Source organism: Pedobacter mendelii (genome assembly GCF_014635725.1).
GTDB classification, from domain to species: Bacteria; Bacteroidota; Bacteroidia; order Sphingobacteriales; family Sphingobacteriaceae; genus Pedobacter; species Pedobacter mendelii.
The window spans coordinates 136,002-159,135 of record NZ_BMDJ01000009.1 but is presented as its reverse complement, the minus strand read 5'-3'; the positions used below and the strand labels follow the sequence as shown (position 1 = coordinate 159,135).

26 protein-coding genes are annotated in these 23,134 nt (G+C 34.2%); 12 read left to right on the top strand and 14 right to left on the bottom strand.

Translation table 11 applies throughout. The features are described from left to right. Positions 1–42: 42 nt before the first annotated feature. Entirely contained in the window at positions 43–354 is a 312-nt protein-coding gene (locus IEV50_RS15195) for a hypothetical protein (RefSeq protein WP_188415908.1), read from the top strand. Between the two features lie 168 nt (positions 355–522). Here IEV50_RS15195 and serS read toward each other — a convergent pair whose 3' ends face one another. Further along, positions 523–1,794, bottom strand: coding sequence for a serine--tRNA ligase (gene serS / locus IEV50_RS15190; protein WP_188415906.1), 1,272 nt, complete (start codon positions 1,792–1,794; stop codon positions 523–525). Between the two features lie 112 nt (positions 1,795–1,906). On the opposite strand from serS, the gene rsmI reads away from it, so the two are divergent. The 6 genes from rsmI to IEV50_RS15160 all read left to right on the top strand — a co-directional run bounded on the left by rsmI (position 1,907) and on the right by IEV50_RS15160 (position 6,538). Beyond that, the gene (gene rsmI, locus IEV50_RS15185; RefSeq protein ID WP_188415904.1) at positions 1,907–2,635 is read left to right on the top strand and encodes a 16S rRNA (cytidine(1402)-2'-O)-methyltransferase; all 729 of its coding nucleotides are present in this window, start codon (positions 1,907–1,909) and stop codon (positions 2,633–2,635) included. Positions 2,636–2,673: 38 nt separating this feature from the next. Further along, positions 2,674–3,327, top strand: coding sequence for a PH domain-containing protein (locus IEV50_RS15180; protein ID WP_188415902.1), 654 nt, complete (start codon positions 2,674–2,676; stop codon positions 3,325–3,327). Between the two features lie 76 nt (positions 3,328–3,403). Further along, the gene (lnt, locus tag IEV50_RS15175) at positions 3,404–5,044 is read left to right on the top strand and encodes an apolipoprotein N-acyltransferase (protein WP_188415900.1); all 1,641 of its coding nucleotides are present in this window, start codon (positions 3,404–3,406) and stop codon (positions 5,042–5,044) included. Beyond that, positions 5,016–5,486, top strand: coding sequence for a DinB family protein (locus IEV50_RS15170; RefSeq protein WP_188415898.1), 471 nt, complete (start codon positions 5,016–5,018; stop codon positions 5,484–5,486). The genes lnt and IEV50_RS15170 overlap by 29 nt, the downstream gene beginning before the upstream one ends. 6 nt (positions 5,487–5,492) lie before the next feature. Beyond that, the gene (lspA, locus tag IEV50_RS15165; RefSeq protein WP_188415896.1) at positions 5,493–6,014 is read left to right on the top strand and encodes a signal peptidase II; all 522 of its coding nucleotides are present in this window, start codon (positions 5,493–5,495) and stop codon (positions 6,012–6,014) included. Between the two features lie 107 nt (positions 6,015–6,121). Then, positions 6,122–6,538, top strand: a complete 417-nt coding sequence (locus IEV50_RS15160; protein WP_187071592.1) for an OsmC family protein — start codon at positions 6,122–6,124, stop codon at positions 6,536–6,538. Between the two features lie 84 nt (positions 6,539–6,622). Here the strand turns inward: IEV50_RS15160 and IEV50_RS19845 are convergent, their stop codons facing one another. From IEV50_RS19845 to IEV50_RS15145, 3 genes are all read right to left on the bottom strand, one after another. Further along, positions 6,623–7,312, bottom strand: coding sequence for a response regulator transcription factor (locus tag IEV50_RS19845; RefSeq protein WP_188415894.1), 690 nt, complete (start codon positions 7,310–7,312; stop codon positions 6,623–6,625). Positions 7,313–7,391: 79 nt separating this feature from the next. Beyond that, positions 7,392–9,032: an NAD+ synthase gene (locus tag IEV50_RS15150; protein ID WP_188415892.1), complete on the bottom strand. Its 1,641-nt coding sequence runs from the start codon at positions 9,030–9,032 to the stop codon at positions 7,392–7,394. A gap of 36 nt (positions 9,033–9,068) precedes the next feature. After that, positions 9,069–9,743 carry a porin family protein gene (locus IEV50_RS15145; protein ID WP_188415890.1) on the bottom strand — a complete coding sequence of 225 codons (675 nt, stop codon included), beginning with the start codon at positions 9,741–9,743 and terminating at the stop codon, positions 9,069–9,071. A 118-nt stretch (positions 9,744–9,861) separates the two neighbouring features. Here IEV50_RS15145 and gldB point away from each other — a divergent pair, with 118 nt between their 5' ends. Further along, positions 9,862–10,896: a gliding motility lipoprotein GldB gene (gene gldB, locus IEV50_RS15140; protein ID WP_188415888.1), complete on the top strand. Its 1,035-nt coding sequence runs from the start codon at positions 9,862–9,864 to the stop codon at positions 10,894–10,896. Between the two features lie 100 nt (positions 10,897–10,996). After that, positions 10,997–11,800 (top strand): patatin-like phospholipase family protein, encoded by an 804-nt coding sequence (locus IEV50_RS15135; protein WP_188415886.1) that lies wholly within the window; start codon positions 10,997–10,999, stop codon positions 11,798–11,800. Positions 11,801–11,852: 52 nt separating this feature from the next. Here IEV50_RS15135 and IEV50_RS15130 read toward each other — a convergent pair whose 3' ends face one another. The 4 genes from IEV50_RS15130 to rnhB form a co-directional block, all read right to left on the bottom strand. Next, positions 11,853–12,578 (bottom strand): 2-phosphosulfolactate phosphatase, encoded by a 726-nt coding sequence (locus tag IEV50_RS15130; RefSeq protein ID WP_188415884.1) that lies wholly within the window; start codon positions 12,576–12,578, stop codon positions 11,853–11,855. Between the two features lie 72 nt (positions 12,579–12,650). Then, on the bottom strand, positions 12,651–13,730 hold the full coding sequence (gene gcvT, locus IEV50_RS15125; RefSeq protein WP_188415882.1) for a glycine cleavage system aminomethyltransferase GcvT: 1,080 nt from the start codon (positions 13,728–13,730) through the stop codon (positions 12,651–12,653). 238 nt (positions 13,731–13,968) lie between these two features. Next, positions 13,969–15,171, bottom strand: coding sequence for a glycosyltransferase (locus IEV50_RS15120; protein ID WP_188415880.1), 1,203 nt, complete (start codon positions 15,169–15,171; stop codon positions 13,969–13,971). Between the two features lie 21 nt (positions 15,172–15,192). Continuing rightward, positions 15,193–15,801, bottom strand: coding sequence for a ribonuclease HII (gene rnhB, locus IEV50_RS15115; protein WP_188415878.1), 609 nt, complete (start codon positions 15,799–15,801; stop codon positions 15,193–15,195). Positions 15,802–15,879: 78 nt separating this feature from the next. Here rnhB and IEV50_RS15110 point away from each other — a divergent pair, with 78 nt between their 5' ends. Continuing rightward, on the top strand, positions 15,880–16,224 hold the full coding sequence (locus IEV50_RS15110) for a TfoX/Sxy family protein (protein WP_188415876.1): 345 nt from the start codon (positions 15,880–15,882) through the stop codon (positions 16,222–16,224). Between the two features lie 10 nt (positions 16,225–16,234). Continuing rightward, positions 16,235–16,813, top strand: coding sequence for a methyltransferase family protein (locus IEV50_RS15105; RefSeq protein WP_188415874.1), 579 nt, complete (start codon positions 16,235–16,237; stop codon positions 16,811–16,813). 3 nt (positions 16,814–16,816) lie between these two features. Here IEV50_RS15105 and IEV50_RS15100 read toward each other — a convergent pair whose 3' ends face one another. Genes IEV50_RS15100 through IEV50_RS15090 form a run of 3 tightly spaced genes read right to left on the bottom strand, consistent with a single transcriptional unit; the run spans position 16,817 to position 20,050 of the window. Continuing rightward, positions 16,817–17,959 (bottom strand): ABC transporter permease, encoded by a 1,143-nt coding sequence (locus tag IEV50_RS15100; RefSeq protein ID WP_188415872.1) that lies wholly within the window; start codon positions 17,957–17,959, stop codon positions 16,817–16,819. Further along, the gene (locus IEV50_RS15095; RefSeq protein WP_188415870.1) at positions 17,959–19,095 is read right to left on the bottom strand and encodes a glycosyltransferase family 2 protein; all 1,137 of its coding nucleotides are present in this window, start codon (positions 19,093–19,095) and stop codon (positions 17,959–17,961) included. Before IEV50_RS15095 ends, IEV50_RS15100 begins: the two co-directional genes overlap by 1 nt. Then, positions 19,073–20,050 (bottom strand): lysylphosphatidylglycerol synthase domain-containing protein, encoded by a 978-nt coding sequence (locus IEV50_RS15090; protein WP_188415868.1) that lies wholly within the window; start codon positions 20,048–20,050, stop codon positions 19,073–19,075. Before IEV50_RS15090 ends, IEV50_RS15095 begins: the two co-directional genes overlap by 23 nt. Before the next feature lie 41 nt (positions 20,051–20,091). Between IEV50_RS15090 and ruvC the strand changes: the two genes are divergently transcribed. Next, positions 20,092–20,679: a crossover junction endodeoxyribonuclease RuvC gene (ruvC, locus tag IEV50_RS15085; RefSeq protein WP_188415866.1), complete on the top strand. Its 588-nt coding sequence runs from the start codon at positions 20,092–20,094 to the stop codon at positions 20,677–20,679. Positions 20,680–20,751: 72 nt separating this feature from the next. Here the strand turns inward: ruvC and IEV50_RS15080 are convergent, their stop codons facing one another. The 3 genes from IEV50_RS15080 to IEV50_RS15070 form a co-directional block, all read right to left on the bottom strand. Continuing rightward, the gene (locus IEV50_RS15080; protein WP_229746754.1) at positions 20,752–21,639 is read right to left on the bottom strand and encodes a DUF4349 domain-containing protein; all 888 of its coding nucleotides are present in this window, start codon (positions 21,637–21,639) and stop codon (positions 20,752–20,754) included. 287 nt (positions 21,640–21,926) lie between these two features. Next, positions 21,927–22,145, bottom strand: coding sequence for a hypothetical protein (locus tag IEV50_RS15075; protein ID WP_123207329.1), 219 nt, complete (start codon positions 22,143–22,145; stop codon positions 21,927–21,929). A 58-nt stretch (positions 22,146–22,203) separates the two neighbouring features. Then, the gene (locus IEV50_RS15070) at positions 22,204–22,968 is read right to left on the bottom strand and encodes a 5'-nucleotidase, lipoprotein e(P4) family (protein WP_188415864.1); all 765 of its coding nucleotides are present in this window, start codon (positions 22,966–22,968) and stop codon (positions 22,204–22,206) included. Positions 22,969–23,134 lie beyond the last annotated feature (166 nt).

Below are 23,134 nucleotides of genomic sequence, written 5' to 3'. Positions count from 1 at the left end.
TTTTTGTTAAACAGAGATTAAACACTAAAAAAATTAAATATTATGAAAAAATTTATTTACACTTTAGCTCTTATTTTTAGTTTAGGAGTTAGTTTTAACACAGTACAAGCTGCTGAAAAAGCTAAAAACCCAACAGAATTAACTACTGAACAATCTTTAAAGTTAGAAAAGATTAAAACTCGTGTTGAAGAAATCAGAGACATGGATAAATCTAACTTAACTAAAGCAGAACGTAAAGCTTTACGTAGCGAATTAAGAGAATTAAAAGGTCAGGCTCGTGCAGTTTCTGGTGGTGTTTATCTTTCTGTAGGTGCAATTATCATTATCATTTTATTATTAATTTTGATTTTGTAATCGACAAAGTATTCAAAATACACCTATCTATAAAAATGAAAAGCTTTGCATCGCTGCAAAGCTTTTTTTGTGTTGATATTGGTCTAAACCCACTATCTTTCGTTTCCCTCTCTTTAAGGAAAAGAATGCACTAACTTAAAATAATTTCTGGCTTTTAAAGGCTGAGGTCTAATCAATCATATCAAAACCAGTATATTTTACCAAAACCTCAGGAATTTTAATTCCATTTTCTGTTTGATAGTTTTCCAAAATAGAAGCTACAATACGCGGCAAAGCTAATGCACTTCCATTTAATGTGTGAGCCAGTTGGGCTTTACCTTCTTTACCTTTAAAACGAAGTTTCAATCGATTTGCCTGATAGGTTTCGAAATTAGATACAGAAGATACTTCCAACCAGCGTTCCTGTGCTGCACTCCATACTTCCATATCATAGGTCATGGCTGAAGTAAAGCCCATATCACCACCACATAAACGCAAAACGCGGTAATGCAAACCAAGTTCCTGCAATAAAGATTGAACGTATTTGCTCATCTCTTCAAGCGTTTCGTATGATTTATCAGGATGCGTAATTTGAACAACTTCAACTTTATCAAATTGATGTAAACGGTTTAAACCACGAACATGAGCACCGTAAGAACCGGCTTCTCTACGAAAACAAGGTGTATAAGCTGTATTTTTTATTGGCAGGTCTTCTTCTTTCACAATTACATCGCGATACAGATTAGTTACGGGTACTTCTGCAGTTGGGATTAAATACAAATCATCAACTGTTGAGTGGTACATTTGCCCTTCTTTATCTGGCAACTGGCCTGTACCAAAACCTGATGCTGCATTTACCAAATGTGGAACCTGCATTTCTTTATAACCCGCAGCAGTTGCATGATCTAAAAAGAAATTTATTAAAGCACGTTGCAGCCTTGCTCCTTTTCCTTTATACACCGGGAAACCCGCACCTGTTATTTTAACACCCAATTCAAAATCGATAATATCATACTTTGCTGCTAATTCCCAGTGCGGCAAGGCCTTAGTTGGTAATTCTGCTGGCTTGCCATGTAAATAAACAACTTCGTTTTCTTCGGCGGTAGAACCTTTAGGCACTAAATTGTATGGTAAATTTGGCAACTGAACCACCAAATTAAACTGAGTATTTTCTAGTTCACTTAGCTTTTCGGTAAGGTTTTTTATGTTTTCCTTGTAAGTGGTAGTTCTTGCTTTAATGGCTTCAGCTTCTTCTTTTTTTCCAGCCCGCATTAAATCGCCAACTTGCTTAGCGGCTGCATTTGCTTCTGCAGAAATACTATCAAGCGAAGTTTGAGTTGAGCGGCGTTCTTCATCAATCTTGATGATTTCATCAACCAACTCTGGTTGTTTAAAGTTACGTACACTTAAACGTTCTAAAACTTTCTCTCTATTTTCGCGGATATAGTTAACTTGCAGCATTATTTATTTTTTTCACAAAGATAGAAAGAGTTTTCAGTTTTCAGTTTGCAGTTTTCAATCATGCATATCTTGATACTTGATACTTGTTACTTGATACTTGATACTTGATACTATGGATGGAAAACTATTTCTCGTGCCAACCCCGATAGGCAATTTAGAAGATATGACCTTTAGGGCCATACGCATTTTAAAGGAGTGTGATTTAATTTTAGCCGAAGATACTCGAACAAGTGCACCAATGCTTAAACATTTTGGTATCGATAAAAAGGTGTTTTCACATCATCAACATAATGAACACAAGGCAACTTCGGAGATTATTAAATTCTTAAATGAAGGACAAAAAATTGCCTTAATTTCTGATGCAGGCACTCCGGCAATTTCCGACCCAGGTTTTTTCCTGGTACGTGAAGCGATAAAAAATGAAATTCCGGTAGAGTGTTTGCCAGGTGCAACAGCATTTGTTCCGGCACTTGTAAATTCTGGTTTACCAGCCGATGCTTTTTGCTTTGAAGGATTTCTACCGGTTAAAAAAGGGCGACAAACAAAATTTAAAAAGCTTGCTGAAGAAGATCGTACCATTATACTTTATGAGAGTCCGCATCGTTTACTGAAAACCTTAGAAGAATTTGCACAATACTTAGGTGAAGACAGGCAAGCATCAGTAAGTAGGGAGTTAACCAAAATGTTTGAAGAAACTGTACGCGGAACTTTGGTGGAAATAAAATCACATTTTGAACACAATACTTTAAAAGGAGAATTTGTAATTTGCATTGCAGGTAAAGAGATGAGCAAGGATAAAAGAGTAAAGAACAAAGATAAATATGAAAGCCCTGAAGATTAACATCAATCAATTAACAACAATCAATTTTAAACAACATTATGATTAGCATAGATAGATTTTTAAGTGACGAACAAGACCCAAAAGCGGTTGAAAAAGTTATTGGAAAATTAAATGACCTTTTAACCACTGGAGAAGAAATTTTATACCTTGGTGTACAAAAAAAACCTGCCGTAAACTTGTTACCTGATAGCATTGCCATTACAAACAAGAGAATTTTTTATTGTGAACCCGGCAACCTAGGTTTAACTATGAATTTTAAAGACATTTCATGGAAAAGTGTTAAGGAAATTTCATTTAAGGAAGAATTATTTGGTTCTAAATTTATTTGCGTTCCGCAGCATGGAGAAAATATTGTAACCGAATTTATTCCTAAAGTGCAGGCAAGAAAATTGCATCAGGCAGCTAACCAACAGTTAGAAGCGTATAAGGAATTATTGCATCAACAAAAACTGGAAGAAAACCGGGCGATGGCTTCAACAACAAATACTGCTCCACAAGCTTTTGTTGATGTTATTCCAACAGAGGCCACTAAGGCTGAAGAACCTGAACCATTTCAAATAGCAGAAGTTATAGAGGAACCTGAAGATGAAACAACATTAAAGCTACGTAAACTAAAAACATTGTACGATAAACATTTAATTACGCAAGAAGAATATGAAGCCAAAAAAGCGAATATTTTAGATAGCTTTTAATATTCGATTGTCATGTTGAGCTTGTCGAAACGCTTAGTGTTCTTCGGCAAGCTCAAAATGACAAATCTCCTTAAAAATGAAATCGAAAAAAACTTACTCCCTCGCCTTATTAAGCGCATTTCTACTTTGGCTAGCATGGCCGCCAATGCCGTTTACAACGCCATTGTTATTAGTTGCATTAGTTCCGTTATTTATAGCCCTTGAAAATATTTCGAGTAGCGAAAATAAAAAATCAGGTAAACGTATTTTCTTAACTGCAGGTTTAACATTCCTTATTTGGAACACAGCATCAACATATTGGGTTTATAATGCAATAAGTTCTTATAACGGAACATTTGTCGCTATACCTGTTTCGTTAATCCCTTATGGGTTAGGCGCTTCTTTAATGACTTTCGCCTTTTGGTTATTTTATCGACTAAATAAACACACAAACAAAACTACTGCATACTTAGGGTTAATTTCTTTTTACATTGCTTTAGAATATTTGCAACAAACTTGGGATCTAGCCTTTCCCTGGATGACATTAGGGAACGGCTTAGCAGGAATGCATCAGTTGGCACAATGGTACGATTATACAGGCGTTTATGGCGGCTCGCTTTGGATATTAATAAGTAATATTTTGGCTTTCGAAGCTTATAAAAAACTTAAATTACAAACGGGTTATTTAAAATTCAAAGCATTAGGAATTTGGGGCTTATTTGTACTGATTCCCATTGGAATTTCATTGACGAAATATTTTAATGCCACAGAACAAGGAACACCAAGTAATGTAGTTGTTGTACAACCCAATATAGATCCTTATTTAAAACTGGAGGCAATCCCAGCCGCAGAACAAATAAAAATTTTAACCCATCTATCGGATTCTATCGGCCAAACCAACACCGAATATTTCATTTGGCCGGAAACCGCAATTCCAAATTATGCAGATGAAGATAGAATCCGCAGCAATCCAGACTTTTTGACTCTTCAGGATTTTCTTAGCAAATACAAAAACGGAACTTTAATTACGGGTATAGAAAGTGTAAAAACATATCCCGATAAAAGAACTATTTCAGCAAAATTCCGACCCGATCTTGGATTCTATTATGATAATTTCAACTCTGCTATGCAAGTCGAAAATTCTGCAAACGTTCAGTTTTATCATAAATCAAAATTAGTTCCCGGAGCAGAAAAGATGCCTTTCCCTGCAGTATTTTCTTTTATGGATGGCGTATTTTCTGAGCTTGGCGGAAGTGTTGGCGGTTGGGGTTGGCAGGATAAACCAAGTGTTTTGTATGCGCAAAGTGGAATCGGAGCTGCCCCTGTAGTTTGTTATGAAAGTTTGTGGGGCGATTGGATTGGTAAACAAGTTAAAGATGGCGCACAATTTATAGCCATTATTACCAACGACGGTTGGTGGGGAAATACATCTGGTAAAGATCAACACGAAATGTATGCAAAGTTAAGGGCGATAGAAACGCATCGCGATATAGCACGTTCTGCAAATACGGGTATTTCATGTTTCATAAATCAACGTGGCGATGTAACGCAAAAAACAAAATGGTGGACAAGAACCGCTATCAAAGCTGATATTAACTTAAATGATGAGATAACTTTTTATGTTAAAGCTGGTGATGTAATTGCCAAAGTTTTAAGTGTATTAGCTATATTATTGGCGTTGATAATTCCTTACAAAAAATGGGTAAAAAATGATAGATCTACTCGCCCAACAATATAATTTAGTCTTATCATCCAGAAAAAAAATTCTGGACTATATTAAAACTATAGCAGAAGAAGATTTTTTAAAAGAGAATAGCACTTTTGGCAGAGGTTCAGTTCGTAATTTACTTGTTCATATTTGCGATACATATTCATCCTGGATTGGAGAAAGGGCATTAAAAAAGAGTATAAATTATAAGCCATTTGAAGATTATAAAAACCTCAACGATTGTATAATCTATTTTGATTTGGTTAATTTATATTTAAACGAATTCTTTGAATCCTTTGGAAATGACTATCAAATTGAATTAGAAATTAACAGAAACGGACAGCTAATCGGCTTAAGTCCGTTAAAATTATTTACGCATGTAATTACACATGAATTTCATCACAAAGGGCAAATTATGTCTTTAAGCAGGCACTTAGGTTATACACCTGTTGATGCTGATATTTTACGTTAAGTTAATATGAATTCCAAACACTCCTTCAGGATAATTTTCCTTATCTTCTTTTTACTGCTAAATATTGGCTGCGACCAGGTATCTAAAAATATTGTTCGTAATAAAATTAGTGAATATGAGCACATCAGTATCGTAAAAGACAGATTTACATTAACAAAAGTAGAAAATAGCGGTGCTTTTTTAAGTCTTGGCGATCAAATGCCATATATACTCCGATTGATTTTTTTAATGGGTTTGCCAATATTATTTTTAGGCTACGGATTGTACTTTCTTTTTTCCAAACCAAATTTACCTCAAAGCATGCAAATTGCTTTGTGTTTTCTGATTGGTGGTGGAATCGGAAATCTTTACGATAGAATTGTTCATGGCTCAGTAACAGATTTTATGCACATAGATTTTTATGTTTTCGAAACAGGTGTTTTCAATTTTGCTGATATTTCCATAATGATTGGAGTAGGCATTTTATTGGTTCAATCTATAAAAAGCAAGTTTAATCAACGCAAAATTATTGAACCAGAAATTGAATAAATTTTCCAACACATCACAAATTCTTAATATTATAGTTGCAGTTAATAAACAAACATATAATTATCTTTATTTGTTAGAAATCTAAAATAACTCAAAATAAAATTCAAATGAAAAGAAATGCAACAGCCGTATGGCAAGGATCAGGTAAAGAAGGTAAAGGAAATTTAACTACCCAAAGTACAACATTAAATAACACTCAATACTCATTCGGTTCACGCTTTGCTGAGGGCGTAGGTACAAATCCGGAGGAGTTAGTTGCTGCTGCACATGCTGGTTGTTTTACCATGGCGCTATCTTTTAAAATTGATGAAGCAGGTTTCACAGCTGAAAACTTAGAAACTAAATGTGTAATTAACTTAGATCCGGCACAAGGTAAAATCACCGAATCACATTTAACTTTAACAGCCACAGTTCCAGGTTTATCAAAAGAAAAATTTGATGAATTGGTTGCTGATGCAGAAAAAAATTGCCCAATCTCTAAATTATTAGATACAACAATTTCTGTTGATGCTACTTTAGTATAAATTTTTCATCCTGAGCTTGTCGAAGAATTTTAGAAGAGTTCCGACAGGCTCTATATGATATCTATATTGTTACTCCCGATTTTATTAAATCAAATCGAAAGCTCTAGCGTATTTAGATATTTCGAAAGACGATTTTGTGCCAAGTTTATACCTAACATTTCTTCTGTGTGTATCTACAGTTGTTGGAGAAATATGTAATTCGGCCGCTATTTCTATTGAGCTTTTTCCTAAAGCAATTTCCTTTAAAATTGTTTTTTCACGTTTGCTCAATTTTAAAAAATTATTATAATTATTTCTTAGAAAATTATTTTCTTCTAAAAGCCTGTCGGCCTTTACTGCCATGTGGTGCATTGCATCTATAGGTATGGAAACTGTAATCGATAAGACAGGTATATTAGCCTTATCACGAAAAAATATTTTAGTGCTCGACAAATGCCATCTCCAGTTATCCATCCCAGGGAATTTTAACTGTTGGTAGTAACTAAGCGTATCTTCCTTATTATTTGCATGCAAAAAAGCACCAATCTTAGGAACATAATCTTTAGCATCTTCGGTATTAAAAAATCTTGAATAATATTCGGCATTGGTTAAATTGCAAACTTCTTCTAAAGAAATGCCAAGTTGATTTAAGCCTCTCTCACTCATATAAACAACAGTCCAATTTAAAGTTTCATGAATAATTACAACACCAGGAATTTTACTAAAGCTTTGGGCATGCATATCTATTAGCGAACGCATTTCAACCGTAAGAATGGATTTATAAAAATTAACCATTTAGAGCGTTAGGCTTAATAATTTAAGGTAAAGTACTTAAAATAAACTATATAGAAATAATATTAATGCTTTTGATGATTTATGTCAAGTATTTTCCAACAATTGGCATCCTTCTACCCATACCAAAAGCTTTTGGCGAAACACGCAAAATTGGAGGCGTTTGGTAGCGCTTGAACTCTGCAACATTTACCATTTTCAAAATTCTTTTCACCAATGTCTCATCAAAACCTTTTGCAATTAGTGCTGCCGAACCCTGTTTTAATTCAATATGCTGATATAAAATTTTATCAAGAATATCGTATTCTGGCAATGAGTCGGAATCTTTCTGATCTGGTCTTAATTCTGCAGATGGGGGCTTAACAATTGTATTAATCGGAATAATTTCTCTTTCTTTATTGATGTATTTAGCCAATTGAAAAACCTGCGTTTTATATACATCGCCAATTACACCAATTGCGCCACACATATCGCCATATAAAGTTCCGTAACCAACAGCGCATTCGCTTTTGTTAGAAGTGTTGAGTAAAATATAGCCGAATTTATTACTCATTGCCATAACTATTGTTCCACGTATTCTGGCTTGAATGTTTTCTTCGGTTAAGTTAAATGGCAAGCCTTTAAATGCAGGTGCCAACATATTATCAAAAGCTTCTGCAGCATCTTTTATCGGGATAATTTCGTGCATACAACCAATATTAGTAACCAAATCCAATGCATCCTGCACAGAATGATCGGAGGAAAATTTAGAAGGCATTAAAACGGCCATTACATTTTCTGCCCCTAAAGCTGAACAAGCCAAAGCACAAACTACGGCAGAATCTATTCCTCCGGATAAACCCAAAACAGCTTTGCTGAATCCCGATTTTCTAAAATAATCCTGAACACCTAAAATCAAAGCATCGTGAATTTGTTCGATATCGGTTAACCTTTCTGGCTGGGGATATTTGTTGCGAACATTTTCTACTTCTGTTAAATCGAAAACCTGCAAATCTTCTTCAAAATATTTCATTTCTGCTTTCATTGCTCCATCCGTATCGAAAACTAGGCTACCGCCATCAAAAATAATTTCGGTTTGCGCACCAACTTGGTTTACATAAAAAACAGGTAAATGATACTTTTTGGCATTATCAGAAAGTACCTTTATACGCTCATCATCATGCGTATATGAAAAAGGCGATGCTGCAATATTTATCATAACATCAGGTTGTTCTTTAATCAACTCATCCATCGGATTGGAAACATAAAGCGGGTTATCGTTAATGTTCCAGAGGTCTTCACAAATGGTTAAAGCAATTTTTTTTCCTTTAAAATCTATGCACTTAAATATTGTGGCGGGCTCGAAATAGCGATACTCATCAAAAACATCATAAGTTGGTAGTAAAGCTTTTTTGGTTATAGATTTTACTTTTCCATCCTCAATAAAATATGCCGCATTAAATAAATCTTTACCTTGTAAAACATCGTTCCTAATTGGTAATCCAACTATGCAAGCAATATCTGTACAATGTTTAGCGATTTCCTGTGCCGAACTTTCGCAAAGCGAGATAAACTCATCAAATTCTAAAAAATCTCTTGGAGGATAGCCACAAATCGCCAGTTCGGCAAATACAACCAAATCGGCTCCTTTACTTTTAGCCAATTGAATATTGCTGATTATTTTTTGAGTATTGGATTCGAAATTGCCAATATGATAGTTGAGTTGCGCCAGCGCTATTTTCATTTTTGTAGTATCAATTAGAAAGTATATTTATCACGACTAAAAGAATAAGCCGAAGTTAAGCGCCAGATAATGGTTTTTAACTTTCCTGCTTCCATCTTTCACAATATTTGTAAAACCATTGTTAAGAGTTAATCCAGCCAGAATGCTCGTACTTCCAGAAATATCAAATTCGCCACCACCGCCAATAATTAAGCCTGCACGGTAAAATCTGCTATAATCTGAAATGTTTTGGTTATCTCCAACTTGAGAGCCATTTCTTTCCGCATCCTGTTTAGCACTAATATTAACCGAATTTGATAATCCAAACTGCCCATAAAAGCGTTTACCATCAGTTTTTAAGGTTTTCAATTTAATGGTTAGCGGAAGTTCAATGTATTGCATTTTATATTTTAAATCGTAACCAACAGGATTAGTTGTACTACTTGTAGAATGGTAGGGCATAACGTTTATCTCTGTACTTTTTCCATTAATTGTGGTGATGGTTAAAGCTGTGGAGAAGCTATAATTCGGTGCAAAATTAAAATCACCTATTAGGCCATAAGAAAAGCCTAAACCAACACCTTCAGTTTTACCTTGCTCTGGTTTAATCCATCCGATAGTTGGTGTGGCTGTTAAACCCAACCGAAAACCATAATTCGAACCATTAAAATTTTGCGCCCAAACGGCTATACTTAAAAATGATAAAATTAAAATCGCCGATATTCTTTTCATAGTTATGTTTTATATATTTCCTCTTTTCATTTATTAATTCAAAGGTTGATAAGAGATCGATAAAATTGTCACTCAATCACCTTTTCTTACATCACAATTTTCTCTAAGTTTGTTACTAATGAAGTATAACGTAAAACACAAGCAAATTTATCTATTTTTTCTGTTTGCAATTGCATTTATTTCTTGCAAGCAAAGTAACAGACCCGAAGTAAGCGATATAAAAGTTGAGATTAAGATAGAGAGATTCGATAAAGACCTTCTTTCAGGAAAGAACAAAAATATAGATCAAACCAATATTTCTTTAGAAAAAAAATATGGTTTTTTCTATGATGATTACATCCATAAAATGGTTGGAACGCCCGAATATGCAGGTTCGGAAATTATACGTACGCTTTATAATGACCCTGCATATAATGACTTAATGAAGGAAGTGGGTAGTGTTTATCCAAATCTAAAACTACAAGAAGAAGGGTTATCAGAAACCTTTAAGTACATTAAATATTATTATCCGAAGGTTAAAATTCCTCGCTTAATTTCTTTTGTTTCGGGATTTTCTTATCCAACGCCAATTGGTGATGGTTATTTAGGTATTGGATTAGATACCTTTTTAGGTAAAGACAGTAAATTTTATCGTGGAATTATAGAAAGTGTTCCGCTGTACATGTCCAGAAGATTTACGCCCGATAATATTGTACCTAGAGTTGCTGAAACTTTCGCTCATGAAGAACTTTTTCCTGAACCAGATGCAAACAGAACATTATTATCAAAAATGGTTTTTCAAGGTAAAATTCTATACTTCCTTGATCAGGTTTTACCTGAAAGCATTACTGATTCTACTAAAATAGGTTATAGTACCAATCAACTTAATTGGGCACAAAATTTCGAACAGGATATTTGGGCATATTTTTTAGAGAATAATTCGCTATATGAAACAGATTATCAAAAAATTCAGGTTTATTTATCTGATGGACCATTTACACCAGGTTTTGGTGAAAACAGAGAATCGGCACCAAAATTAGGCGTTTGGATGGGCTGGCAAATTGTAAGAAAGTACATGAAACAAAACCCAAAAGTTACTTTACAGCAGTTGATGACAGATAATGATGCGCAGAAGATTTTAAATCAATCGAAGTATAAACCGAAGAAAAAGTAAGTTTTTAGTTCATTGCAATTAGCGAATAATTTATAGAATATCAAATATTTCGTAACAAATAAGCGTTATTAAATCTAATAAAAGGATTACATCTACATACATGAAAGTTGGAATTGTATTATCAGGCGGCGGAATAAGAGGAATTGCACACCTTGGTGTGTTAAAGGCTTTTAGCAATTTAGGTATCACTTTTAGTCACATTAGTGGTACAAGTGCGGGTGCAATTGCGGGTGCATTCTTTGCAGCAGGCATTGATCCTGAAGAAGGACTAAGTATTTTTTTAAAGACAAAGTTGTGGAGATTTATACGCCCTGCTGTTGGTTCTTTAGGCTTAATTAACATTGAAAATACCTCACAAATTCTAAAAGAATATTTTCCTGAAGATTCTATTGAAAAACTAAAAATTCCGCTAACTATTGCTGCTGTAAATTTTAGTGAAGGCAGACTGGTTTATTTTACCAAAGGGCCCTTAATTCGTTCTATTCATGCTTCAAGTTGTATTCCAGGCATTTTTAAGCCAATAATGATAGATGGGCAAATGTATGTTGATGGAGGGATTTTAAATAATTTTCCGGTAGAACCTTTGATGGGAGAATGTGATTTTATTATTGGATCATCATGTAATCACCTTAAGCCTGTTGATAAAATTACAGGTATTACTAATTTAATGGGCCGTGCCGGTGTTATGTCAATCAACCATGATATGGAACGAAAAGCAAAATTTTGTAATGTGGTAATAGAGCCAAAAGGTTTGGGCGCAATAAGCACTTTTGATATGAAAAGAGCTGAAGACATTTATTGGTTAGCACACGAAGAAGCTTTAATAACCATCAAAAATAGCCCAACGATTTCGGAGCTTATAAACCCCTATCATCTGAAGGAGGCTTTGCCTATCAAAAGGTAAATCTAAGAGCCTGTTTAAAATTTATCTAATAATTTCGATATTAATACCCCCTTTAGAGAGTTTTGAGGTTTAAGGAAACTAACCTTTCACCTTCAAGCACTGGAATTGCTTTGCAAACATTTAATTGAAGACAGAACACTACATCTTCTTCTATATTCAATTCTGCAAGTCGGTGGCTGTGCGAAGATTTATGTAAATATTTCCTTAAATCATCTTTCGCTAATGAATATAAATCTTCGGAGGCAACGCTAGAATCATCAAAATGTTCGAAATTTTTGCGCAATTTATTTACAACTGCACCTGCAAATAAAGTATCTTCTAAATTAAACTGATCTTTCCAGCCGGCACAAAGCAATAGCACGTTTTTATTTTGATTTTTTAGATAGTCACAAAGTGAATCTAAATTTAAAAACGACCCGATAACAACCTGAAATGCTCTTTTATTTGCTAAATGTAATGCCTTAGTACCATTAGTGGTTGTTAAAACAATTGTTTTACCATTAACTTTTTCTTTAGTATAAGAAAATGGTGAGTTCCCAAAATCGTAACCAGCTACTACTTCACCGTTTCGCTCGGCTGCAAGCAAATAACCTTTATCCACAAAAGTTAAACAGTCTTCGACATTGGCAACAGGAATTATTGCTTCTGCTCCATTATCTATTCCATAAGTTATAGATGATGTTGCTCTTAAAATATCAATTACAACAACAATACTCTGCTCAATATCATATAAATCAATCAATGCAGGTGTTAAACAAACTTCTATTTTTTTTGACATACTTGGAGTATCGAGTAAAAAGTATCAAGTATCAAGACAGTCCATCTTGATACTTGATACTTAAACTTTTATCTATTTATAAAAAGGGAACTTAACTATTTTAGCTTTAATAGGTGTATTACGAATGTTGATAAAAATTTCAGTTCCTTCTTTAGCAAAATCTTTAGCTACATAGCCCATACCAATTGCTTTTTGAAGTGATGGTGCTTGCGTACCAGAAGTTACTTTACCGATAATATTTCCTTCAGCATCAGCAATTTCATAATCATGACGTGGAATACCTCTGTCAATCATTTCGAAACCAACCAACTTCTTTTGTATACCAGCTTCTTTCTGTGCCAATAAGGCTCCAGAATTGGTAAATTCCTTTGTAAACTTTGTAATCCATCCTAAGCCTGCTTCAATTGGAGAGGTGCTGTCATCTATATCATTCCCATATAAACAGAAGCCCATTTCTAAACGCAAAGTATCACGAGCGCCCAAACCAATTGGTTTAATATTGTAAGCCTTACCTGCTTCGAAAATTGCATCCCAAATTTTATCGGCATGTTCATTATCAAAATAAATTTCGAAGCCGCCAGCACCAGTGTAGCCTGTAGCAGAAATTATAACATTATTTACCCCAGCAAAAGTACCCTTAACAAAGGTGTAATATTCCATTGATGCTAAATCCACATCGGTTAAAGTTTGTAAGGCATCAGTCGCCTTCGGACCTTGAATTGCCAACAATGATGTTTTATCCGAAATGTTGTGCATCTCAACATCTTTATCATTAAACTGTTTAATCCAGTTCCAATCCTTTTCTATATTAGATGCATTTACCACCAACATATAGCTTTTCTCATCTATACGGTATACTAAAAGGTCATCAACAATACCACCATCTTTATTCGGCAAACAAGAATATTGAACCTTACCATCAAATAATTTTGAAGCATCGTTACTTGTTACCCTTTGAATTAAGTCTAATGCATTATCACCTTTCAAAATAAACTCGCCCATGTGGCTAACATCGAAAACACCAACACCAGTACGAACTGTGGCATGTTCTGCATTTATACCTTCGTAAGTTACAGGCATGTTATAACCTGCAAATGGAACAATTTTAGCTCCTAAAGCAATATGTTTATCTGTTAATGCGGTGTTTTTCATTCGTTACTTGATTTTTTCTTTGGTACTAAAGCGATCCCATTATCTCCATGCGATAAGTATAGCGCAGCAAATAATCATATTTTTAGTTTTCTAATGCTTGCGGCAAAACTACTAAGAAATTGGCAATGTTTTGACTCAAAATTTAAAAGGTATTTATTTTGTTTATGGTGGATTTAAAATAATAAGTTAGTGTAGAATAAAAGATAATTCAGAAGATTTTTTATTATCATTTCTCTCTTTAGCTTCTAATTAACTCTTCATAAATCTTGTGCATTTTCGATGAGATAAGATGAATACCATGGTCATTTTCTACTGTTTTACGGGCATTCTCTCCTATTTCCATCCAGCGTTTCGGGTTAATAATGCATTGTAAAATTGAACGGTAAAATTCATCAGCCGAATCGGCAATTAAAATATCATATCCGTGTTTGCAGTTTATGCCTTCGGCAGCGGTTGTTGTGGCGATAATACATTTTTTCATTGCCATTCCTTCTATAATTTTAACCCGCATACCTGTTCCAGAAATTAAGGGCACAATCATAATCGCTTTCGAATTCATAAATTCTACTGCATCAAAAACCTCACCTTCTACAATTAGGTTATCCGAATCGTAATCGAAAAAATGCTTTTGCATATTTTTACCTGCAATGTAAAATCTGAGATCTTTATTTAGCTTTTCTATATCGGGCCAAATATCATCTAAAAACCACTCCAACCCTTCCTGATTTGGTCGCCAATCCATCGCACCCAAATGAAACAAAGTAGGAAAACTGGTTTTCGTTTTATCAACTTTATATTTCTCTAAATCGATGGCAACCGGAAAAACAGACATTGGCACTTCACAACCGAAACGCAAAATGCTTTGTCTATCTGGTTCGCTTATGGCAAATATTTGATGGAAACGGTTAATTTGCTCCATTTCATATGCTTTAAGCCTGTGCGAAAGAAAGGCAAGATATTTACGCCTGATTATAAAATTTTCTGAAAGAGAACGTCGTTCCCACATGGTAAACTCGATATTATGCGCTCGGTAAATCAATTTGGCATTGCTGTTTGCCTTAACAACATCCAGGTAAGGCACAACGAAAAGTCCTTCAAATTGAATAATATCAAAACTATTTTCGCGAAGTAAACTTTCCAATTGTCGAGCAGCTTCTTCAGTATAATACCTGGAAACATTGTAAGATTCGTTTGTGAAAATATTAAAAAATGCCGACCACATCGTTACCTCTGTATCTAAATCGTATGTGTGTGTTTTTACCGAATCGAAAACCGGATCGGAAATATCTTCTAAATCTAATCTGGCATTTGCAGGGTTTAAGCTGAACAAAGTGATATCTGCACCAAGCTGTAGCAAGCCTTTCATGGTGTTATAAACCACAATCGGATAACCACTATTTGGCGGAAAGGGAATCCGCTTAGTAATTAACAGAATTTTCACAATGTGGTGAAAATACGAAATTTAGACTGCTTTTGAAAACAAATTAAGTTGTGGGTCACTTACATTAAATGTTTTACGATGATATGGCGATAAACCAATTTCTATAACTGCTTTACGATGTGAAATTGTAGGATATCCTTTATTTTGTTGCCAGTTGTAATGGGGATAATCTAAATGAAGATTGGTCATATATTCATCTCGGTGCGTTTTCGCTAAAATAGATGCCGCCGCGATGTTTAAATATTTCCCATCGCCCTTTACAATGCAACTATGCGGAATTTGAGGATAAGCTTTAAAACGATTACCATCGATTACTAAATATTGGGGTTGACATTGTAGTTTTTCAATTGCCCGGTGCATGGCAAGAAACGATGCATTAAGAATATTTATTTTATCAATTTCTTCATGATCGCATGATGCAACTGCCCAAGCTAGTGCCTCTTTTTCTATAATTGGTCTCAACAAATCTCTTTGTGTATGAGAAAGTTGTTTGGAATCATTTAAACCTTCCAGGATGAAACCTTCAGGCAAAATTACAGCTGCTGCAAAAACAGGCCCTGCTAAACAGCCTCTTCCAGCTTCATCGCAACCAGCTTCTAAAAATTCTTCCTGAAAACACCTTAGTAACATTGATACAAATTTAATTATTAACGGTTAAATTTTGTCAAACGGATATGGAATGTTTAAATTAGTTTTAAACAATTTACTATGCCTTTTGACGAATTTCTTGCTAACCATATCCGTAAAAAACTAAAATACTTACCAGATGTTGAAGAAAAAATTATGTTTAGCGGGTTAGTTTTTATGGTTAATGGCAAAATGTGTATCGGGGTAATGAAGGATAAGATAATGCTAAGAATTAATTCTGAAATCTTAAATACTTTGGTAAATAAAGATAGGTGGGCGCAAATGAAAATGGTTGGAAAAATGATGAAAGGCTATATTTTAGTTTCAGAAGATGTGATTAACCAGAATATAGAATTAGATTTCTGGATAAATTTAGCACTCGAATTTAATCCTTTAGCTAAAGCATCAAAGAAGAAAAAAATCTAAAAAATAAACCGTGCAAGTAATTACTACATATTTTCCCTTAATTTTTGGGCTGCTTTTTTTATTAACTGAAATTCATCGCAACTATAAACTCCGGAATAAATCTGAGCGAAAAAGTGGTGGAGCGGACAAAAACAGTCTTACCATTTTATGGATAACAATTATGATAAGCATGTTTCTCGGCGGTTTTTTATCACAATTTAAAGACTTTAGCATTATTATTTTTCAGCCATACATTCTTCATGCAGGCATGCTAATTGCCATTCTTGGTTTCATATTACGGTTCGTTGCAATACAACAATTGGGCAAAGCCTTCACAGTTGATGTTCAGATAGCAAAAAATCAAACTTTGAAACAAGACGGATTGTATTCAATTATTCGCCATCCATCATATACAGGTGTACTTATGTCATTTTTAGGGCTGGCCATTACCTTTTCAAATGGGTTGAGTTTATTGGTAATCTGTATTCCAATTTTTGTAGCTTTTATTTATAGAATTTCAGTTGAAGAAATTGCATTAAAAAATGAGTTTGGTACTGCCTATTTAGAATACATAAAAAACACAAAGCGTTTAATTCCTTTTATATATTAATGATTAAACCGTTACATTCTGTCCTTTAACATCGAAAGCATCGCGTAAGCCAATAGCCAAAACATTAAAAGCATAAACCGTAAGCATAATAGCAAGGCCAGGCAGCATAGCCAAATAAGCTGCATCCATTATGATATAACCAAAATGCTCTTTTATCATACTGCCCCAACTTGGCATTGGTGGTTGAGCGCCAAAACCTAAAAAGCTTAAGCCTGTTTCTAAAAGAATAGCGGAAGCAAAATTTGCCGAGGCTACAACTAAAATAGGTCCTGCTATGTTTGGTAAAATGTGCTTAATAATTGTTCTGGCAGTACTAAAACCTAACGCCCTTGCGGCCTCAACAAACTCTACTTCTTTGAGTGCCATAACCTGCCCTCGAACTAATCTTGCAACGTCTACCCAGGTTGATAAACCAACCGCAATAAAAATTTGCCAGAAACCTTTCCCTAAAGCAAAAGAAATTGCAATAACCAGTAACAGCGATGGTAATGACCAAATCACATTCATAAACCAACTAATTGCTGCATCGGCCTTTCCACCGAAATAACCTGCTAGTGCACCTAAAGTTACACCAATAAATAAAGAAATCAGCACGGCCATTAAACCTACCGAAAGCGATACTCTAATGCCTAAAATTAAGCGGCTCAATAAATCTCGACCATAAATATCAGTTCCTAAAAGAAATGTTTTAGTGTATATATTATTACTTTGCAACAGCTGAAGAGGGTTTCCTAACTTAGATGGAAGTGTACAAGTATTGCATAATTCTTTTAAGTTAAATCTTGTTTCCTCAGCCTTTTCATCATCGCCAATATACTCTCGAACAAAAACACTATCTTTAATAATCCTGTATGCTGTAATCGGAATACTCTTAAAATTAGATTCCTGGCCGTAAAGCATTCGCTCAAAAAAACTAACCTTCTTCACATTTGGATTTTTACTAATAATTAAAAACTGAAAGCTTCTTCCTGGCTTTTTATTGGTTAATTGTAAATGCATTACATTCGCATTTGGTGAATCATCGGGCATAATTAAATAGCCTAAAATACCCATTAACATTAACAACAAAATAAAAACCAAGCCGCTTAAAGCAAGTTTATTTCGCCTGAGTTTTAACCAAACCTTTTTCGATGGGCTGTTATCCATTATCTAACCATTCTGCCTTTCCAATTATATTTACCGCTGTTTCCGGCAATGCCGATATAGATAATGTAGAGAATATGCAAAACATTTAAAACAGGGATTAAAACCATCAGGCTGCGTCTTTTTGCAAAGCCTGTAACGTTCCATAAAAATACACTTTCCAAAATCATTTTAACCAATAATTGATAAAATGTGATGATAAGAAAACCAGGAAGAAATAATCCAGTAATAAAATTAACTAAAATACTCAAATTGAATATCCATACAAATACACCAAGAACAATAATCGCTTTATTTTTATAACGCGTGCTTTTAGATGCCCAACGTTTTCTTTGCTGAATAAAAGAATTTAGATTTTCTTTTGCATGGGTATATACAATCGCTTCTCTGTTTTTCAAGAAACCAATCCTTTCTGGATATTTTGCTGCAATTTTGTGCAGTAATAATTCATCATCACCAGATGCTAAATCATCAATACCCTGAAAGCCGCCAACTTCGTAGAAAGTAGATTTTTGGTAGGCTAAATTTGCACCATTACAAGTTGAAGGTGCTTTGTTACCAATAGTTGATGCACCCAAACCTATCAGATATAAAAACTCTAAAGATTGCAATCTTTCGAACAAGTTTTTCTCTTGAAAATATGCCACTGGAGATGAAATCATTTTCAAATCTTTTGTTTCATAAAATTCTACAATGGTAGCCAACCAATTTTTGCCCATTCGGCAATCTGCATCTGTGGTGATTATTAAATCGCCAGAACATGTACCAATGGCCGTTTGAATCGCTTTTTTTTTGTAAGAATTTAATGCTCTATCTTCATTAAGTTTTATCAATTTAACGCTTCTATCAGAATACTCTAAAACAATCTCGGCAGTTTTATCGCTAGAATGATCATCGATAATAATAATTTCTGTGAGGTTTTTAGGATAGTTTTGCGCAATTAAATCATCAATGGTTTTACCGATGTTTTGTTCTTCATCGCGGGCAGCAACAATAATAGAAACTTTTGTTTTAAGTATTTTTTTTTGAGGAGTAAAATAAGTTAGTTTATGCCATCCTCGGATAAAACTGAAAACTAATAAACCATAAACCAAGGTTAACGCAGCTGATAATAGACTAATTAGATTTAGGAGTTCCAAAAAAGTTGAGTTTAAAAACGAAATATGTGCCTAATATAGCAGGAATAATAATATTTACGAGCCAAATACTTGCCGTACATGCAATAACAGCTATATCGTGATTGGTAATATAGCCGAAAAAGTATGATGCTGTTACACTTCTGATGCCTACATCAAACAAATCTAAAGATGGCAATGTAGATTGGACAAAAAATAAAATACTTATCATCATTACAATATCTACGTAATGCAATCCAGGTATCAGCCAAATAAAAAGTATAAAATATTGTGAACTGAAAACCACATATCGGGCTAAACAAAATAGTAGAATTTTGAATAATTCAGCCTTTCTGTACCGCCCTAAAATGCTGTAAAACTTTTTATATTTTCGAGTAAATTTGAACGATAAAAGAATGCCATTAAGCCATTGAATATTGAAATAGAAAACAATAAAAAACAAACAGAATACCACGACTAAAATTTGAATGGCGAAGAACAAACGATAATCTAAATCTATAAATCGGTAAATAAATGCACTTAGTGCAATTGCTCCAAAAACATTTGTTAAAACCAGCTGACCAATATTACCAACAGCCATAGCAACAACGCCAACAATTCTTCTCTTTGGTGATAAGAAGAAAACCCTTCCACCATATTCACCCAAACGATTTGGTGTAAAAATGGCTAAAGTTAAGCCACAGAAAACAGATTCGATGGCCCGGTAAAAGCTTATACTTTCAATCCGGCTCATTAAATGTTTCCACTTAGCAGCTTCTAAAAACCAGTTTACAAACATCAGCAGAAATACTAATCCGATTATACTTACAATTTCTGCTGTAGGCAGACCCGTTAAAAGTGATTCGAAATTTTGAAGATTTTTATTGGCAACAATTTTATGGTAGATAAACCAAAAAGCAAATACAACGATTGCCGCTTTAATTATGAACGAAAATATTTTTTTGTTACCTACCGTCAAGTTTATCTTTTTAGTTTGCAAATATGCTTAATATTGCTGTAATGTTGAACGAAAAAAAGGAACGTGTAATTATGGGTATCGACCCAGGTACTGCGGTGATGGGTTATGGCGTAATTTTAGAGAAGGGAAATAAAACAGAATTAATTAGTTTAGGCGTAGTAAAGATGACTCACCTTGATGATCCTTTTTTAAAACTGCAACGAATTTTCGAAAAAACAGTTGTACTTATCGATGAGTATAAACCAGATGTTTTAGCTATTGAGGCACCATTTTACGGTAAAAATATTCAAGTACTTTTAAAGCTAGGCAGGGCACAAGGGATTGCAATTGCAGCAGCACTTTCGAGAAATATTGCGGTAACAGAATACGCTCCACGAAAAATAAAACAGTCTATCACAGGCAACGGAAACGCAACTAAAGAACAAGTGGCTGCCATGTTACAGCGTCTGCTAAACTTTAAAGAAACTCCTGAATTTTTAGATGCAACAGATGGTTTAGCTGTAGCGGTTTGCCATTCTTTTCAAAAAATAACTTCGGGCGGAAAATCAAAAACCTATTCTGGTTGGGAATCTTTTGTTAGCGATAACAAAACTAAGGTTAAGGGATTAACTGTAAAGGTTAAAAAATAACCTTTGGTGTTACGAAGTACGAATAATATCTAAAGGATAAATTAATTCGTACCTCGTTAATGAATATGATGGCTATAGGCGTTGATTAACCACGTTTTTTGTAGCTAACTCCATTGCAGATTTATTCTTTCTTACAAAATATCTAATTGTAAAAAACATCCCAATTCCTAGTACAAAAAGCATCCAAAGGTTAGTCAAGGCAAGAATAATTTCCTTAAAAATTGTCCAGCCATTTGTTATGCTAAGCCAAAGTCTGTTTGCAAAAGCCGGACGATAGTCGTAAAGGTTATCGTTAGCAACTACCATCGTTTTTACCGTGTTATCCTGATAAAAATTTAAAGTAATGGTACTAAATTTAACTTTTGAATCGATGCTCATGTTGTCAATTTTTTTGTCTACATAATCGTCGTTCAAAGCTATTGAGGTTTCAACATTTTCTACTTTTTTGGATGGAATTTCACCAATTTGTTTAGATGCTACTACCCTGTTATGTGCCTTCATTTTATTGGCTAAATAGACAATGCTTTGATCATCCATCTTCATTGAAGAGCTATTTACAAAAACAGCCATTTTTGATATGGTGTTGGTAAATTCATCTAATTTCTCGGATGGAACTTTGGCAACTAAATATCCTTCCGTTCGGTATGAAGTAATTTCTTTTAACGAATCGGTAGATTGTTTAATTTTATCGGTTTCTTGGATGTTGCTTTGAATAGAAAATTCTGCAACTGTTCCACCTTGCGCTTTAATGGTTTCGCTTAACCGTTCTTTAGTATGCTGCACGTCTTTAACCCTGAAACGCATATCAGCAGTTTTGATAATTTTTGATGTAGCTGTATCAATACCTTCTTTATTTAATTCATCGATGCTCATCGCATCAGCACTTTCAGCCTTTCTTTCGGCATTTTGGCAGCCAAACATGGTTACAATTATGGCAATAGCAATTATATTCCTTTTCATGATTTTGTGGTTCTAAAAAATTAATCATTTTAAAATATTGCTTCAAATGGCCATTAGAAGTTGGGCGTTTCGGTTAGATTTACTGCCCTATTTTTCCTTTATACAAAAAAGTGTTTTAGGTAACCCATAATTGTTTCTGGCAAGAACTCAGCTTTAATATATTCTAGGCGTAGAACCGCTTTTGGATGATATAATGCTGCAAATATTTTTCTAAAAAAAACCTTAATACCAAAAAAGCCAATTACTTAAGAATCGTAATTGGCTTTTATATTTAGAAAGAAAATATTTTATGCGTCTAAAATTTTGAATACACCCTTAATGCAAATAAATGCACCAATAAATAAAATTATCCATGATACTAATGATAACATCCAAGAATCGAAAGCGAAACGAGCATAAGTACCTACCATGCAAACCAGTACGCCAAAAATCATTAATTTATATATTCCGGGCTGGTTAGCCGTTTTCATACTTTCTGTATTGTGCTTTAATTCGTTGTTCTCCATAATGTTTATTTTTATGATGCAGCAAAAGTAATACTTATTGCTGAATATTTACACATACTTAGTAACTTTTTAATCGTTCTAAACGCTGCTTAGATTTATCTTTATCACTAAGCTTTTCCCCTTGATACAAAGGCTTTTCCCAATCGCCGTACATTGGGTTTGGTAACAAGATATATTTTGTACCAAATAAGGTTTGATTTGAATTTACTTGCGCAGCAGTATTTTTATTTTCACGATAAAACACATTCGAAAAATCGCTTAAGTTATCGCCACAAAGCAAAAGGATATTGTGTGTTTCTGCAATTTTCTGGCGACGAGGTTCTTTGTTAGAAGTTCCTTTAGAAACCAACAAATGCGCATCATCTGCGAATGGAAATCCGAACTTTTGTAAATTCTTTAACGTTGCTGAATAGTCTTTTTCATCACGATTGCTGAGGTAAAAAGTTTCTATATTCTTTGATGCTGCAAATTTTAAAAAAGCAAAAGCACCAGGAACGGTATCTGCTAGAGCTAAATTTGTCCAAGCAGTCCAATCTGTAGGATTATAACTCAAACCCTTCTTAATTTCGTGTCCCTGGAATGGCGAATTATCTAGAACTGTTTCATCTATATCAACGATAACACAATTTGGTTTTCGACTTGTATCTGCCCATAGTGATTCTTTTAAGGATAACCGAGCAAAGTTATAAGCCTGAAAACACAAAGCCTTGTATTCTCCAGATGTTTGCTGCCAAAGCACTGCGTTGGTATAATCTCTGGCAGGAGATTGTGCTTTAACAAAAAAAGGAGCGACTGCGATAATAATAAAAATGTACTTCTTCATGATTTAAATTCTGATACAAAGATATTAAACTACCTATGAATGTAAGTCGAATTTTAATTGAATTAATTATCAGGATGTTACCTACAAGTTACAAATAACTATGCAACTATTAATTTCTTAGTTGTAGAATTTTATTACTTTTAAGCACACACAAATAAATCACTGC